This window comes from Paenibacillus sp. 102 (genome assembly GCF_039549175.1).
Lineage (GTDB): Bacteria > Bacillota > Bacilli > Bacillales > Bacillaceae_G > Bacillus_A.
In genome coordinates this window covers 1-16430 of record NZ_JBCGHT010000031.1, presented here as the reverse complement: position 1 = coordinate 16430, position 16430 = coordinate 1, and the positions used below count along the sequence as shown (strand labels likewise).

General features: G+C 33.8%; 13 protein-coding genes and 1 pseudogene. 7 read left to right on the top strand and 7 right to left on the bottom strand.

Features of this window, described 5'->3' with window-relative positions; translation table 11 throughout:
* Positions 1–145: 145 nt before the first annotated feature.
* The 4 genes and pseudogenes from nheB to AAIE21_RS27890 form a co-directional block, all read right to left on the bottom strand.
* Entirely contained in the window at positions 146–1303 is a 1158-nt protein-coding gene (nheB, locus tag AAIE21_RS27910) for a non-hemolytic enterotoxin subunit B (RefSeq protein WP_343269698.1), read from the bottom strand.
* Positions 1304–1348: 45 nt separating this feature from the next.
* Positions 1349–2512, bottom strand: coding sequence for a non-hemolytic enterotoxin subunit A (gene nheA / locus AAIE21_RS27905; protein ID WP_343269688.1), 1164 nt, complete (start codon positions 2510–2512; stop codon positions 1349–1351).
* A 650-nt stretch (positions 2513–3162) separates the two neighbouring features.
* A pseudogene (locus AAIE21_RS27900) lies at positions 3163–6208 on the bottom strand (Tn3 family transposase).
* 85 nt (positions 6209–6293) lie between these two features.
* Positions 6294–7184 carry a tyrosine-type recombinase/integrase gene (locus tag AAIE21_RS27890; protein ID WP_343269685.1) on the bottom strand — a complete coding sequence of 297 codons (891 nt, stop codon included), beginning with the start codon at positions 7182–7184 and terminating at the stop codon, positions 6294–6296.
* A gap of 310 nt (positions 7185–7494) precedes the next feature.
* Here AAIE21_RS27890 and AAIE21_RS27885 point away from each other — a divergent pair, with 310 nt between their 5' ends.
* Genes AAIE21_RS27885 through AAIE21_RS27865 form a run of 5 tightly spaced genes read left to right on the top strand, consistent with a single transcriptional unit; the run spans position 7495 to position 12170 of the window.
* A complete protein-coding gene (locus AAIE21_RS27885) occupies positions 7495–8343 on the top strand; it encodes a HesA/MoeB/ThiF family protein (protein WP_343269684.1) in 849 nt (282 codons plus the stop codon).
* A 13-nt stretch (positions 8344–8356) separates the two neighbouring features.
* A complete protein-coding gene (locus tag AAIE21_RS27880) occupies positions 8357–9223 on the top strand; it encodes a HesA/MoeB/ThiF family protein (RefSeq protein WP_343269683.1) in 867 nt (288 codons plus the stop codon).
* A 15-nt stretch (positions 9224–9238) separates the two neighbouring features.
* A complete protein-coding gene (locus AAIE21_RS27875; RefSeq protein WP_097809507.1) occupies positions 9239–9676 on the top strand; it encodes a DUF441 family protein in 438 nt (145 codons plus the stop codon).
* 14 nt (positions 9677–9690) lie between these two features.
* Positions 9691–10755: an alpha/beta hydrolase gene (locus tag AAIE21_RS27870; protein WP_343269682.1), complete on the top strand. Its 1065-nt coding sequence runs from the start codon at positions 9691–9693 to the stop codon at positions 10753–10755.
* Positions 10752–12170 (top strand): homocitrate synthase/isopropylmalate synthase family protein, encoded by a 1419-nt coding sequence (locus AAIE21_RS27865; RefSeq protein WP_343269681.1) that lies wholly within the window; start codon positions 10752–10754, stop codon positions 12168–12170. Before AAIE21_RS27870 ends, AAIE21_RS27865 begins: the two co-directional genes overlap by 4 nt.
* Positions 12171–12634: 464 nt before the next feature.
* Here AAIE21_RS27865 and AAIE21_RS27860 read toward each other — a convergent pair whose 3' ends face one another.
* Both AAIE21_RS27860 and AAIE21_RS27855 read right to left on the bottom strand, forming a co-directional pair.
* Entirely contained in the window at positions 12635–12988 is a 354-nt protein-coding gene (locus AAIE21_RS27860; RefSeq protein WP_343269680.1) for a dihydrofolate reductase family protein, read from the bottom strand.
* 9 nt (positions 12989–12997) lie between these two features.
* Positions 12998–13213 carry a dihydrofolate reductase family protein gene (locus AAIE21_RS27855; protein WP_343269679.1) on the bottom strand — a complete coding sequence of 72 codons (216 nt, stop codon included), beginning with the start codon at positions 13211–13213 and terminating at the stop codon, positions 12998–13000.
* A gap of 460 nt (positions 13214–13673) precedes the next feature.
* On the opposite strand from AAIE21_RS27855, the gene AAIE21_RS27850 reads away from it, so the two are divergent.
* Both AAIE21_RS27850 and AAIE21_RS27845 read left to right on the top strand, forming a co-directional pair.
* On the top strand, positions 13674–14273 hold the full coding sequence (locus AAIE21_RS27850) for an undecaprenyl-diphosphatase (RefSeq protein ID WP_343269678.1): 600 nt from the start codon (positions 13674–13676) through the stop codon (positions 14271–14273).
* Between the two features lie 149 nt (positions 14274–14422).
* Complete coding sequence (locus AAIE21_RS27845) at positions 14423–15328, top strand: Rpn family recombination-promoting nuclease/putative transposase (protein WP_343269677.1); 906 nt, start codon at positions 14423–14425, stop codon at positions 15326–15328.
* 205 nt (positions 15329–15533) lie between these two features.
* Here AAIE21_RS27845 and AAIE21_RS27840 read toward each other — a convergent pair.
* Positions 15534–16221, bottom strand: a protein-coding gene (locus tag AAIE21_RS27840) for an IS6 family transposase (RefSeq protein ID WP_343269676.1) whose coding sequence is annotated in 2 segments (ribosomal slippage) — positions 15534–15755 and positions 15757–16221 — 687 coding nt in all. Because the reading frame shifts where the segments join, the coding sequence is not laid out codon by codon here.
* Positions 16222–16430 lie beyond the last annotated feature (209 nt).

Below are 16430 nucleotides of genomic sequence, written 5' to 3'. Positions count from 1 at the left end.
TTATTCTATAATCTTTATCAAGTTTCATAACTAAATAGGAAATCTCCCGTTCAAACTTGAACAGGAGACTCACATTATGTGTTCTTCAAAAGAGAAAATCAGTATAGTATATTTTTCATTACTTCGGCAATTTTTTGAAGTAATATTATTTTTTCTCTTCTACGAATGAAATCTCACTCTTTTGAATATCTTCAGCATGCTTGTTAACCTTGTTCCAACTATCCTTCGCTATCTTCAGATCTGTCTTTATAATAATAGCAAGCTTGTCTGGGTTAATTCTGTCAACATTGTCATTCAATGATTTATATTTTGCCCCCATTGTCTGCCACTGATTCTTTACATTTTCAAGAGCAGTAATAGCTGCATCAATTGTTTCTGTTAAATTATTAGTATTTTTTTCCAATAACGTTAAATTAGCTACCTGTTGTTCTGCAGTTGAAATATTTGTTGTTAGCTGTTTAATCGTTTCGTATGCGCTGTTTATCTGTTGCTTCGATGAAACTACTCCGTATATCCCGCCTCCTAATGCAGCTGCACCAATAGGCGCAAAGATAACTGTAGCAGTTAAGTATGCACCGAGAGCAGTTGCAACCGACGATGCAATATAAACTTTGTTATTCTCATCAATTAATTTGTAATTTACTTCGATTTGTTCCTTCATCCCTTTAATTCCTTGATCTTGACCAGCTAGAATATTTGTGATTTTGCCAGCATCAGTTTTTAAATTTTGTGTATCCAGTTCTAATTTGCCGCGAAAGGCTTTCAAATCTTGCACTAACTTGTCCACTGCATTTTTATTCTCTGAAATACTATCATCTAAACTTGTAAGCACAGCTTTTAGTGTTTCTTTGTCCTTATTATCTACAGCTTCTACCAAAACATCATAATAATTTTGAAATTGTGTATTATAATTGATAATATTTTGATTCGTCTGGATTATTTGCGGTTTCAAACTATCTAACCATTGCTTTGCATTTTCTCTAGAAACATCGTGGTTTTTCTTCATGCTTGTTTGTAAATCATTGTTAATTACAGTTAAACCATCAAAATTAACATTTGCTTGTTTAACAATAGTTAAAGCATACAGGTCCATTACCAACATATTGGATCCGGTTTTCTCTAGCGCATCTTTAAGCCCTTCTGGTCCAAGTGAATACTGAGGGTAGTTATTTTCTGCATCTGCATAAATAGGTGCTGGTTTTGTTGTATTTTCCGCTGCCGAGGCATATGATGGCGTAATACTACCCGCTGCGATTGTTGCTATTAATGTAGATAAAGCCATTACTTTATAAGGTTTTTTCATCATATTCTTCTCTCCTTATATTATATTGTTAAGAATTATCATTCTTTATTCTTTTACTTTTATTGTTGTAACACTATCTTCATATTCCTTTGTTTGTTTATTCAATTCATCCGTAAACGCTTTGAGTTCTTTTAATTGTGCTTGTAATGCATTAGAATCTATTTTCGCATTAGTATTAAGACTTGTCTTCATTTGAATCATTGTTCCATTAAAGATGTCCCAACTACTTACTAGATTGTCAAAACTCTGAATTTGCTTTTTAACTACTCTTGTAAAGTTATTTAACTGCAGATCAATAAGTGTCATTTGAGTTGCTTGCACTTCAATTTTCGATAAATTTTGTAGCAATAGAAGTTTTTGTTGTTGCTTCTGACGAATATCATTATTCAGTTTTGTTACTTCATCATTTTGGAGTTGTCCATATTGGTTATAAATCACTTCCAAATTAGATGTGTCTAAAGTTTGATCCTTACCTGCGTCTTTCCAAATATCAATACCCGTCATTACAATATTTATAGAACCTTTTAGATTTTCTTTTGGTAGAGCTAGAAGTTTTGTAAAATCATCTTGAATGTTTTCATCAAGTTGTCTAATTTCCGTTCTGAATTTTTCAATGTCTCCGCCTGAACTCTTATAAAGTTCAATCGCTCTGCTAACTTTACTAGAAAAACTCTTACTATCTTCAACCAAGTCATTTTTATAATTGTTTAAGTCTACTGAAGTTCCTTTCATATCATACTGAATTGCTTGCATTTGATCTTGAAGTGCATTAAAAGTACTTACAAAGTCTTCTTTTGCTTGCGAATCGTCATTCATTTTTCCAGCTAGTTCAACCAATATATCATAATAATTTGTAAATCTTGTCCCAAAATCCTGCATGTCTTGATTTACATTGAATAGTTTTGGATTATGTGTATCCAGCCAGTCTTGAACATGGTTTCTTGCAGTACGTTGATCAGTTGTTATTCCATGTATAGCATTTACTTCAAGGTCTGGTTGCTTTAATATGATTAGCCCATATCCTTGAATTAATGGCGTCTGTGATCCTAATGTCCTAAGCGAATCTGATAACCTATTCATAGCAACTACATTTGTACTACTTGTTAGTTGTGAATAAGTTGTCTTACTTTCTGCAAAAGTATTTACAGGTAAGAAGCAACTTGTAGATACTGCTGTCACTAATAAACCTGTGACTAACGTTTTTTTCATGGTAATTCCTCCTATTAATTAGTGTTTTTTGATAAAATAGTTGGACTAAATTTTAAAGGTTAAATTATTACCTTTTTGCTACGTAGAAAATTAAAATGTATTTTTTTACAAATGTGATAATTTGGTGACTCTAGATCTTATCCAGTATAATTGACGGAGTATTCTGATAATTTTTTGGACATAATGTTACTTGCAACTTTATTAAACTTCTATGAGCTTAATCCTCTCCTTTCTTAATGGTCATACCAATTACACTTTTATTTAAACATTAAATTTCCAATGCGTAAATAGTAGAATTTTGTCGATTATACTCAGAAATTAAATTATTGCGTTTTATTTCGAGTAGAAATATTATACTTCTAAAATTACTGTTTAATTTTATTTAAGTAATAATAATAGTTATAACTTGATATATCTAATGAAAAAATAACCATTTTAATCAATAAAAAAGAATCGATAGAATTTAAGTACTCTTAATATAATTTAATCATCCACTGCATAAGAATTCCCTTTATTTGGATATGCATAATTGCATATCCAAATAAAGATATATTGTATATTTTTATTAGGGGCACGGCAACGATTACTTCTTTTTGGGGCCACTTAAAATAGCCACAATCTATTTATAAATAGACTGTGGCTATTTTGGTTTAATTTGCAGCTTTTAATCCATTAAGTGAAATGGCCATATCAAATTGGATATCGGGTGGTTGACGATTATCGTCCAATCCATATTTCCCGAATCGATTTATATGAAAGGTAAGGTATGGACTCAAATCAGATAGTACTTCTTCGTCTAATTCATTTCCTTCTTGGATGTATTCATGCAGGATACGAGTAAGTTGAAAGACGTTATAAAAAATGACACAATTTGCAATTAGATGATTGTATTTTATAATTTTTCGTTGTCTTTCCCGATGATTTTCTGCAATAATTCCATCTCCTCCGAAGAATAACCATTTTGTAAATCCATTAAAAGATTCGCTTTTATTTGTAGCCGCTTGAATTGTGCTTCTTAATTCCTCGTCCGATAAATATTTCAATAAAAATAATGTACGGATTGCACAACCTAATTCACGGAATGCTTGATATAACTTGTTTTTCTTGCTATATGCACTGAGTTTATTAAGAATAGTAGAAGGATGAATACGTCCCATTTTAATTGACATCACGACACGTAACATATCCTCATAATGATCTTCAATTATGTTCCAATTTACCGAAGTTGTAAATAGTTCATTAATATGCTGATAATTAGAGTCGTTATGTGGCCTTAATAATTTTAAGTTTTTCCAATTTCGAATCCGGGGCATAAGTTGGATTCCTAATAAATAGGATAATCCAAATATTGGTGCATTTTGTCCTTGCGTATCAGAATGCAGTGTATTGGGTTGAATATCAGATTGATTTTTCATTAGAATATCCAAAATATAAACACCTTCCCAGACACCACAAGGTATAAAGTGACTGAATAAGGCGATATAATTATCTGAAACATGGTAATATCCAATTCCACCATACCCACCGTAACGAATATGATTTTCAGATAATAAATTTTGTTCATAGAGATCACACTTTGTTCCATCAGCTGACGCACTATTTCCAGTTCCCCAATATTTCGGTAGATTAAATTTATTATAAGCATTAATTAACCATTCAATGGCTTTCTGGATATTGTCTTCAGTAACGTGTCGTTCATTAATCCAAGAAATTTGCCTTCGATCCACTGTACCAAGGGAACGGGCTGCTTGAGTAGGACCTAAATTACAACCATAACAAAAAGCGGTTGTTAGATACCGGTGAGATGGTTTAGCGATTTTGGCATCATAACCAGAAATAGGACCAAAAAATCTTGTCCAATTTAACCAATACTCTGTGTCACTCAATAAATCTAAGACATTAATAGGCACCATTTTCTCTTCAATTCGTTTTCTAATAGTCTTTAATAACGGTGATATTTTTTTCTTTTTTAATTTTGTTATAAAAGGTTCTCCATTTCGAATGGTAACAGCTTTATTTTTTGGAAAAGAAGTATCTACTTTTTTCGCAAGTGCTTCAAGCTTATCATACACCTGGTTTTTAAATTCCCCGGCTGTTGTTGGAAGGCCTGCTTGTTCACAAAACGTATGTAAGTTTTGGCGATATTCATCCCAAGATATTAATTGCTCTCGATAATCAGCGTATTGTTCGCTACCTTCAATACATAAATCTCCGGATTTTAATTCATTTCTAACTTGATAAAATACACAAGCTTCAAAGTGTCGTCTATTAATTTTGTTTGGATATACATTTTTTCTACGATTAGAGCTAATCCAACGCCACCAGCCTTCAGGAATCCAGGTTAAATCAACAAGAGGAACTGATTCCCAATCATTTTTATTCATTCCATTCTTACGCGTGTAGATAGTTGAAATCCATTCAGATTTTTTATGTTTATTTTTTAATAGGAAAGAAATAGCTTGTTCTAGTCCTTTATTTTGTGTAGTTGATTTAAACCTTAATGACTCCAACATCTTAATTAATTCAGAACGATTACTTTTTAAATATCTCCACATAAAAGAATAATAGTTATTTCCAGTATAGGCTAAGTGTTCTTCACAGTTCTCTAGAATTTGTTGCCCACGATTTCCACCAATTAGTGTTTCTAATAATTGTAATCGTGTTTCAGAAGAATCTTCTAGTTGATAAGTAGTGATGGTATCACGTAATGTCGTAATGAGTTCGTCTGTTTGTTTTTCTCGCTTTTCTTTCAAAACATAAAGAGCTCTTTCCGCTTTATTTTCAGCTTTGGCAATTCGTTTGATATACATTGTTCCAATATCATCAATCGTTTTGGCGTATTGAACATGTAATAAAGCTATAGCTAATGTATATCGTTTATGTTGTTCAAGTTCTTTCATACGGGCCGCATCTAATGTTTTTGCTTCTGCAGCTAATCTTTCTATTTTAGCAGGAGGGATAAGTAGATTTTGAAAAAAATTACTTCCCACCTGTCGGTCACTAATCCAATTTTTTCGTGCAATCCATGTCCTGATTTGTTCTAGTGTAGGACGGCCTGGGTCTCGTTTTATCGCATACCAATCAGAATAAGTAGCTCCATCAATCTGTTGAAATAGTGTATCTATTTTTTCTATTTTCTTCATTGCTTAATGAATCTGCAACTCGTTTATATAAAGTACGATAAGCCATACTATGGATATGGTCTACAGATTTTACTAACGTCTGAAATGCAGGTAATTCATAACTATGTTTGACCAATTCGTCAATCGCAATATTCATAATATCACTTTTCGCATCTTTCTCTAACACTGCGTTTTCCATTGCTGTTAACATAATTTGACGGGCTTGATTATCAAATACTTTTGCTTTTCGATAGTTCCGAATCATGGTGATTTGACGTTTTCCGGTTCCCGTCCGATGATAAGAATCCCATTTTTCATTACCAGAAAGAGTAATATTAGATGTTCTAGCAATATGCTTGATAATGACAAAGGGAACATCTGTAATCGGAACAAAATAGTTTAAACACTGAAAAGTTTTTAGCATAATTAAAAAGTTCAACTGAGAAGATGGATTACGAGAATGTGCTTTTGTCCAATTTAATTCTTTGAATGAAGGAGAAAATAGCTTATCTAGTTCTTTGGGTGTAAGATTACTTTTTAACCTTGGATAAGCTGTTTCTTGAATAGTAAGCATGCCATAACTCCTTTCTAGTTATAGGAACTCCCAATTTCAAATTTAAATTTGTCCAAAAATATGATGTATAATCTCTACGAGATTTTTATCTTTCTTCACTAAGCTTTTGCAGTATATTCCATTGTTCTTCTGCAGATGGAGTAATATATCGACGTGTTGTTTCAATAGATTCATGTCTGGCCATTTGTGCAACTAACACAAGATCACCACCACTAACTTCTAAAAGATTTTTACAATATGTATGTCTAAGACTATGTGTTGTCAGTCCGCCTTTTGGTGAAACTTGTTCTAAAAGTGGTTTCACTTGTTTATGAATCGCTTGTCTGGTCATTTTTTTCTTATGAGTGGAAAGAAAAAGTGTTGTGTTATCGACAGATTGTCCGCGAACTTCAATCCACTCATCGAGGGCGCGACAAATATCTTTTACTGCTTTTACTACATCAAGCTTATCACCTTTACCTTCACGAATTGTAATAGTTCCTACACTACTAATTTTTCTATAATCCTCTATCTCTAAATTTACCACTTCACTAATTCGAAGGCCCGCTTGTAACATTAAACGAACCATGGCCATATTTCTTTTTCGTTTCCATTCATTTTCTTCTCGTCGAATCAAGTTAAGTAATTTCACTTGTTCCATGTCATTCAACCAACGTGGAGTGTCTTCTAACCTAGAAATACGTTTTATCTTTATTTTTTTTGTGGGATCATATATTGCAATCCTTTGTTCAATAAGATACGACCAGTATACTTTTAATGAGGCAATTCTTTTATTTATTGTAGGTTTTGCTACTCTTTCAATGGTCTGCATATGATGAATCCATTCATGAATAACTTTTGCGCTTATTTCATCAGGATTCCAATTTCGTTCATGTGAAATTTGTAACCATTCCATAAATTGACGGACTGAACGAACATATACTTGAATGGTTTGCTCTCGTTTCCCTTCATTTTTTAACCAGGTTTTAAAATCCATTGTTATCCTTCTCCCTTCAATTGTGTTCCGTAAACTTAATTTATCATCGATTTTAAATGTGTTCCGTAAACAATATCTATTATATTAAGTTTAATAAGTTAACGGAAGACATCTTCTGTTAACTAAAAAAATTTGCTATATTTATTTAGTTCTTTAATAAATGGAGATATATTCATTTGTTAAAAAAATAAGAATTGAAAGTTTTTTAATTTTTTTACAAATAGCACACAAATACGACATACTTCTAGACTATTTTTATATACAGGAATTATTTTTTGAAATGGTTACTACATATAAAGGAGACTTCAAAATGGATATGGATTCTTATTATTGGGAAATGGTTAAGAAGAATATTGGTGTGTATTCTGAACAGGAACAAGAATGTCTTCGAAATAAGAAGGTCATTATTTTTGGACTAGGGGGAGTAGGTGGATATGAAGCAATTCTGTTTTCGCGAATGGGAATAGGGCATATTACCGGTGTTGATCCCGATGAATTTGAAGTTTCTAATATTAACAGACAAATGTTAGCGCTTTCTAGTGTTATAGGTGAACCAAAAGCAAAAGTTGCGGAACAGGTTGTAAAAGATATACATCCCTATATATCAACAAACTTTATACAAACAAGAGTAGATGAAGATAATGTAATCGAGCTTATAAAAGGGCATGATATTGTAGTAGAAGCTGTAGATGATATGCCTTCAAGAGTTATTATACATAGAACAGCTAGAGAATTAGGTATACCAAGTGTGGGGATGTCAGGTAGCCCCCCAACACGAGGATTTGTTTCTACATTTTTTCCAACCGGAATTCCTTATGAAGAAGCATTAAATATCTCAAGTGTCGGATGCAAATTAACAAATCAAGAATTAAGACAACAGATTGCTGATATAAAGAAAAGTCGAGCTTGGTATTCTGTGGAGAAAGGCGCACCAAAAGAGTGGGCGCAAGATTTTTGTGATGGAAAAGCAGGCTGGATTATCACGCCGATGCGCGCTCATCTATTGTCACTATTTAGTTTTCATGAAGCAATACAAGTTTTAACTGGTCGTGAACCTCTAGCTAGAGCGCCTAAAGGCATTGTAATGGATTTAGATAGTCATATCCCGGTTCAAGTAAAAGAAGCCCCAAAGGGTGGATGGGATTATAAAACACTGTAAGGAGGAATATAATTTGTTAACAAAAAATAATGATATGCAAAATATATATGAAGAAAGTTTTACGCGAAATATTGGTGTTATCTCTGTAGAGGAGCAGGAGAAATTAAAAAATTCTCGAGTTACTGTAGTTGGAGCAGGGGGCGTAGGAGGAATTACACTCATCCAATTGGCGCGAATGGGTGTGGGTTCTTTACATGTTATTGATCAAGATGTATTTGAAGCAAGTAATATCAATCGACAAATGCTAAGTTCCATCAGTAAATTAGGACAGCGAAAAGCAGAGGTCGCTTTAGAAATTTTGCAAGACATTAATCCATTATTACAAGTAGAGATAACAAAAGAATTTGTTACCGAGGACAATGCATTAGAACTTCTAACGAATACAGATGTCATTATAGATGCAACTGATAATTTAGTAGCGAGAGTAATTATCCATCGTACAGCTCAGAAACTAGGAATCACTTCTATTTGGATTGCAGTTACCCCCCCTTTTAGAGGTGGCGTCATGTCTTTAACTCCTAACTCTACGCCCTATGAAATTGCGTTAGGATATCCATCTTATCAACAAGAGCTAACACCAGAAATGCAGAATAAAATTCATGAGTTAAAAGATGGACGTGCTCTTCATTCTGTCAAGCATGGTGCGGATGAGAAATGGGCAAATAGTTATGTACAAAAAGATCGCCCATGGGCTGTACTGTCTCCTGTTGCGAATATCATAGGCATTCTAGCAAGCTTTGAAGCATTTAAATTTATAATAAATCGAGAAGACTTAAAACCTGTAATAAGTCCAAATTTAATACAAATTAACCTTGCGAATCAAAATATGGTACATGTGTCTGTACCCGAAAATGATAGTTGGGATTATACAACATTATAGATGAGGTAAGAGAATATGCTTCCTTTTTTGTTACTGGGGATTATTGTTACACTCGCTCTGCTTGTTAAGGATTATGCGCTAGCTGGTGCGGCTTGTTTATTAGGAGTTTTACTGGCTGTTGGACAAAAAACTTTATTACATCTTATTCAACAATATTCTTTTCCAATTGGTATTTTCTTTCTGATGCTATTCCTTTTAGTACCAATTACATCTGGAAAGATTACAAGTGAAAACGTAATAAAATTAATTACCTCTCCTATCGGATTAGGATCCATTTTAGCAGGTTTTACTGTGTCATACATAGGAGGAAAAGGTGTAGGAGTTCTACCCATGAATCCTACGATATTGTTAGGTGTCTTAATAGGTACTCTTATTGCCGTATTATTTACAAAAGGGTTACCAGCCGGATTAATTATTGCGGCGGGAATCATAGCTATCATTTCTATGAAATGAAAGGAATATTCTAAATGAAGATAAAATGGACACATATTAGTTTAGTAGGGATTTTTTTGATAATACTTATGTCTAGTTGTTCTAATATCAAAGAAACTTCTCAAAATGATCAAACTTCTAAAGTGGTAAAACAAGAATTAGAAATTCAGCAGGGAGAAGAAAAATTATTTTTACTTCATAAAAACTTAAATAATAAAAAACAGTATACATCTGATGAAATTATCTTATTTTTAGAACCATTTAGTGTACCTACAGCTCAAGCATTTGATGTACCAAAATTTTCGTGGATGGATGAGTATGCCAGAAAAGGATATGATACTTGGGCTATGGATTTCAGAGGGTTTGGTCGTTCTTCTCGCCCTAAAGAAATGTCAGATCCTTCTTCCCAAAACCGTCCGGTTATTCATTTGAATGATGCAACTAAGGATCTAGAAACAATTGTAAATTGGATTAAAAAGAAGAGAAACGTAAAAAAAATTCATATTGTTGGATGGTCATATGGAGGCGTTGTGGCTGGAAATTATGCAATATCCCATCCTCAAGATATTAATAAACTTATTTTATATGGGTATATGCACGGGTTCACACTTCCTATGATGACACAACCTTTCGAAAACCCACTACAACTTAATCAGTTTAATCCTGAAGCACCAGCTTATCAAATCGTAGACTTTGATAAAGGAATGCATCATTGGCATATGATGATGGGAAATAAAAAAATTGTTACAAACGAAGCAATGGATGCCGTAAAACAAGTTTTTATTGATTCAGATCCTATGAGTAAGAAAAATAATCAAACGATTCGTCGGCCAGTTGGTCCACTTGAAGATTTATTTTATATTTGGAAAAATCAGCCTCTATATGATGTAGCTAAGATTACCACTCCATTACTTGTCATTTACGGGGAAGATGACATATTTGCAGACCGAAATATGATGTCAAAATTAACAAGTGCAAAACAAAAAAAAGAAGTAGTAATCCCCGATGCAACACACTGGGCTGTTTATGAAAAGAATCGTAATACCCTATTCGAACAAACATTAAACTTTATAGAAGCGAAAGAAGGCAAACAGGAATGAAAAAGGGTTTAACAATCTTAGATGCTACCTTACGTGAAGGAGAACAACAATGTGGTATTCGTTTCTCCAAGGAAGACAAAATTACATTACTTCACATGTTAGAGGATTTTGGAGTAAGTCTTATTGAAGTTGGGCACCCTGGCATCTCTGAAGAAGAAGAAGAGATTTGCCGAGAAGTTGCAGTATCTGCAAAGCACGCCGAAATACTTATGCATGCTCGGGCGAAAAAAGAAGAAGTTCATGCGGCTTATCGTGCTGGTGCCGATTGGATAGGAATCTGGGCGTCTATTAATCCTATTTCTTTACAAACAAAGTATACCAATCGATCAAAAGATTATGTTATTAATCAGGTGAAACATGCTATTGAAGAAGCAAAATCTTTAGGAATGAAAATCCGTTTTACTATTGAAGATGCTTCACGAACGGAATGGGAAGATATCGCCTACATTGGACAGATTGCACATATAGCTGGAGCAGATCGAATCAGTTTAGCAGACACTGTAGGAATTTGGGAGCCAGGTCAGTGTGCGACAATTGTGAAGAAATCTGTTGAGACATTCCCTTGTGAGATTGAAGTTCATCTTCATAATGATTTAGGATTAGCCATGGCGAATGCTCTTGCTGCAATTGATTCAGGGGCATCTGTCATTGATGCTACATTGTGCGGAATAGGTGAACGTGCTGGGATTGTTGATTTGCTAAATTTATCAGTATTTTTATCTCAAAAGCGTAATCTACAGTGCTTTAAACTACAGATGATTCCTGAATTAACGCAATCCCTCCAATTAGCTACTGGTTGTCAAGTAGATCATTGGAGACCGATTATTGGAAAGAATATATTTACTCATACTGCATCCTATCATATAAAAGCTGTTCAGCAGAATTACTCAGCATATGAGGGTATTCAACCTGAAATGATAGGAAGAGTAAGGAACATACAACAAAAACGTATAGAAAGAAAAGGGCCTCGGCTTTCAAAGTCTCTCCGAGTTAGTAAACCATTTGTAAAAGGAGCATCTGAGCTTTTATATCATCGTGATGGTCCAGGAGAGCGTTGGGTACAGATGGATTATAGAACTGATGAACGTGCTTCATTTTATGTAATACAGCGTGTATTTTACGACGCCCATATGGATGAGAACTTAGAAGGACATGTAGATACTCACGCACATCATTGTGATAGTGCCTTTATTTTCTGGGGGAATAGAATAGATGGTACAGGCCTCGTATGTGAAGTGGAAATTGAAGGAGAATTGCAAATAATTGAAAGTCCAGCATCTGTTTTTATTCCATTGGGGTTAAAACATAGGTACAAATACCTTTCGGGTACAGGGACATATACAAACATCGTACTAGCACCTAATTATAATTCTAGTTTGTTAGAGGAAAACTCACCAAAAGTATTTGTATATTAATTAAATAAAAAAGTTTTTATTTCTGTTATGATGATGTTTTAGTAAACCATCTGACTGATAAGAGTATAAGCAACCTCAATGTTCTTTATGTGAAAAAATAAAAAACAGATAGAATTCAATATGTTCTTTGAATTCTATCTGTTTTTTGAATGGTCCCAAAAAGAAAGAATCGTTGCCGTGCCCCTACTAAATACACCATTATATAATAGTATGATGATTAACTCGTAATTTGCTATTTGTTTTTCATTATAAATTTTAATCTTGCCAGCAAATATCGCTGTGATTTCTAAAAATAAACACCAAATACTCTGTAATATCTTTTCTACTTTCAATTTACTCCCCTTCCTTCTATATGGGGTATAGCCGAGATACGTGTAAAATTAGGTAATGAGGATACAATATTTACCATAACACTTGTGGAATAACTCCCTCAGTTTAGATATATTCCCAAAAAACAATAGCCATTATTTAATGGTCTCATACCGCATCAGCATTGAACCACTTGTTTCGTAAAGCTTGGTTTCTATCAACTTCATGTCGTGGCGAGTGTCGATGTTGTCGAAGTAACGTTTGCCGCTGCCCAATATGACCGGATGAATGATGATTCGCAGTTCATCAAGTAAAACAGCATTTATCAGACTTTGAACAAGACCTGCGCTTGCGGAAACAATAATATCACCCTTGATTTCTCTTTTTAGCTCCCTTATTTTCGATATTACATCAGAGTTAAGCAGAGTAATGGTATCATCGTAGCCCCCCCAGTGAACTTCAGTATACTCACTATTATTTGTTGCTACAAACTTTTGAGTCTTATTCATAGCATCAGCTCAATCTCCCTCTTGGAACGGCCAAAAGCTTGCAAAACCTTCATATGTGACCCGACCCATCAAGATTGCGTCAGCCTTCTGGAACAACGAAAGCCCATCATCCGTGGAATCCATAATGCCAGGCATCGCCCAACTTACCATGTTGTCTTCTTCGCCTTTCGGCCCAGTAAAAATACCATCCAATGTGCTACTTATGTTTGCAATTATTTTCCCCATCTACTCTCCTCCATTCTTTAGTATTTGTAACTATCCATTTAGTATTTTTCCGTTTATTCTGCCTAAATACCTTTTTGTTACACCATAATTGGATAATGGAAATAAAATACAGACTATGACCCAAAATTACATGTATCTCAGCTGAACCCCCTTGTACAGCTGCTTTTTTATTTTTTTATCATTGTTTAATATTTGTTCTTCTATTTCTTAATTAAGAAATAGTTAAGAAATAGTTAAATCCCATTTAAAAATTTTTTCCCATAATAAAATTATAAGCACACAAGAAAGTTGGTATTTTCACATGAGTACAATAATAAAAACCGTTAATTTAACGAAGATATATGACTACATATTTTAAAAGGGTAGATATTCACTGATGAATGTAATATTTGAAACTACCTAAGGTTTGAAAAACAACGAAAAATTGTAGAAATATACGCACTTAAGGAGAGATTTGAAAATGTCTTTTTCTCAATTAAATATTGATGCTTTTCGAGCTATCAATGATTTAGGTAAACAATATTCGTTCCTAAACTCAACCATGATATTTTTGGCGGAATATATGGTGTATTTTTTAGGTTTAATTATTATAGCTTATTGGTTTACACGATCTAGAAAAAACAGGATGATGATTATTCAAGCGATGGCTGCTTTCGTAACTGCTGAGATAATTGGAAAACTAGCAGGGAAATTTCATTTGAATTATCAACCATTTGCAGTATTACCTGATGTTAATAAACTTGTCGATCATGCAGTAGATAATTCATTCCCTAGTGACCATACGATTCTATTTTTTTCAATTTGTTTTTCATTTTGGCTTGTTCGTAAAAAGACTGGATGGTTATGGCTTGTGCTTGCATTCTGTGTAGCTATCTCTCGTATCTGGGTAGGAGTTCATTATCCTTTTGATGTCGTAACAGGAGCTTTATTAGGAAGTATTTCAGCATTATTTTCGTATTGGTTAACACCGAAATTTGCATTTATCAAACAATTACTTAATCTTTATGAAAAAATGGAGCAAAATGTCTTACCATCAAAAAACAAATCGAAAGACTTTTGAGTATATGAAAATTTGAATTGCTAAAAAGATAGACACCTATAAGGGATGTGTCTATCTTTTTTATTTTATATGTTTGCTTATGCTGAATGTTATTTTGTACAATGATAATAGGAACCGTTAAGGAAAAAATAGGACGGGTGATGTACAATATGAATAATAAATTAGTCAATTTACGAGTGGATTTTGCCTTTAAACAATTATTTGGTGTAAAAGGGAACGAACCACTATTAACAAGCTTTCTAAATGCAATACTACATGAATCTTTATCTTCACCCATTCAAACTGTGCAAATTGAAGATCCTCATTTACATCAAGAATACGAGGATGATAAATTATCCATACTGGATATACTGGCAACACTTGATAATGGAACACAGGTTAATATAGAGATTCAACTTCGCAATACACAGGATATGATAAAACGTTCACTCTATTATTGGAGCAAATTATATACTTCTCAAATTGAAAAGGGAATGCCGTATCGTTCTCTTCGTAAAACAATTGCGATTAACTTATTAGATTTTCATCTATTTCCAGATTATGAAGATATGCATACAGTTGGACAGTTCTGGAGTCAACAACAAAAACAAGTGTTATTAGACGATCTGGAAATCCATTTCATTGAAATTCCAAAATTACTTCAACAATGGAGAGAAGAAAAAATTAATCCGTGGGAAAGTGAATTTGCTCGCTGGTTATTATTGTTGCCAGCTCATGAGGATGAACATTTGACCCACACATTGGAGGATATTGCGATGAATCAAGATCCGATGTTACAAAAAGCGATGAACAAGTGGGAAGATATGAGTCAAAACAGCTCCTTCCGATTAGCATATGAGGCCAGAGAAAAGGTTTTATTTGATGAACAAGCTAAACTAGCACATGCTCGTGAGGAAGGCAAGGAAGAAGGCATCAAAGAAGGTAAAGAGGAAGGGAAACTAGCTGAGCGTGCACAATTAATTCGTGGTATGCATAAAAATGGAATGCCTGTAGGGGATATTGCAAAATTTACAGGGTTGAGAGTAGAAGATATACAGAGATTTTTAGAATCATGAACATAACAAACATAATTCAAAATAGCACCTTTAATAGGTGCTATTTTTTATGTCAGATAAATATGTTTAATACACTGCTAAGTAAAAAACGGTACTATAAAATTATAATATTCTGAATATAAATAAAGGTGTGGTTGTTATTAACAAGGGTTCTGTTGCAAAGTTTCCTAAGAGATAAACAGAGGTATGAAAGTATGAGGAAAGATTATGCGACTACTAGTAATTGTTGCAATTCATGATACACCGAAAAGGCGGAGTCTGCTTGAAGACTTCGCCTTTGTTTGTATAGGGCATGAACGGTTTCGATTCCTTTTATCGTACGTGAAGCATAACGAATACTTTGAAATCCTGCGGATTTGGAAAAACAACGCTTCACATGCCGATGGTCCTGTTCTATAAGATTGTTTAAATATTTGATTGTGCAATGGAGTCGTGTGTTTACAGAAGCCCTTTTCCTTTAATTTCTTGAACGCACAAAATAATGCAGGTGCCTTATCTGTAGTGAGAACCGTTGGTTCTCCAAACGTTTTTACTAACCTTTTCATAAAGGCATATGCAGCCTGGTGATCCCGTTTTTTACGAAGTTGAATATCCAATGTGTGTCCCTCTTTATCAATTTCACAATACAGGTAACGCCATTCTCCTTTGACTTTTATATAGGTCTCATCCAATTTCCAAGATAGTTGTATATGCTTATTTTTCTTCTTCCAAATTTGATAAATCAAATTGCCATATTCATGTACCCAACGCATGATTGTTGTTGGGTGAATGGAAACTCCACGTTCTTTTTGGATTTCAGATACATCACGATAACTTAAAGAAAAACGGCAATAATAGCCGACGGCTATCAAAATAATATCTTTCTTGAACTGTTTTCCTTTAAAATAGCCCATGCATCATGCTCCCCAAATCATTTTTCTTACATTTAAATTTCGCTTAGACAACTTTGCACCAGAACCTTGATGGGCATGGGGTGGTACCCCACATCCATCAACTTAAGGATTTAGACTATTTTTGAAGTTAAAAGCACGTTACTATTCTCTTATGTTAATGAGAAAGGGTGACGTGCTTTTTATGAATATGCATCAAAAACAAGAGTTAT

Bases quoted from the DNA above. Each gene is read 5' to 3' on its own strand.
- AAIE21_RS27855 (WP_343269679.1), bottom strand. From the start codon at position 13,213: ATGGGGAAAATAATTGCAAACATAAGTAGCACATTGGATGGTATTTTT.
- AAIE21_RS27885 (WP_343269684.1), top strand. From the start codon at position 7,495: ATGGATATGGATTCTTATTATTGGGAAATGGTTAAGAAGAATATTGGT.
- AAIE21_RS27860 (WP_343269680.1), bottom strand. From the start codon at position 12,988: ATGAATAAGACTCAAAAGTTTGTAGCAACAAATAATAGTGAGTATACT.
- nheA (WP_343269688.1), bottom strand. From the start codon at position 2,512: ATGAAAAAAACGTTAGTCACAGGTTTATTAGTGACAGCAGTATCTACA.
- AAIE21_RS27865 (WP_343269681.1), top strand. From the start codon at position 10,752: ATGAAAAAGGGTTTAACAATCTTAGATGCTACCTTACGTGAAGGAGAA.
- AAIE21_RS27875 (WP_097809507.1), top strand. From the start codon at position 9,239: ATGCTTCCTTTTTTGTTACTGGGGATTATTGTTACACTCGCTCTGCTT.
- AAIE21_RS27890 (WP_343269685.1), bottom strand. From the start codon at position 7,184: ATGGATTTTAAAACCTGGTTAAAAAATGAAGGGAAACGAGAGCAAACC.
- nheB (WP_343269698.1), bottom strand. From the start codon at position 1,303: ATGAAAAAACCTTATAAAGTAATGGCTTTATCTACATTAATAGCAACA.
- AAIE21_RS27845 (WP_343269677.1), top strand. From the start codon at position 14,423: ATGAATAATAAATTAGTCAATTTACGAGTGGATTTTGCCTTTAAACAA.
- AAIE21_RS27870 (WP_343269682.1), top strand. From the start codon at position 9,691: ATGAAGATAAAATGGACACATATTAGTTTAGTAGGGATTTTTTTGATA.
- AAIE21_RS27850 (WP_343269678.1), top strand. From the start codon at position 13,674: ATGTCTTTTTCTCAATTAAATATTGATGCTTTTCGAGCTATCAATGAT.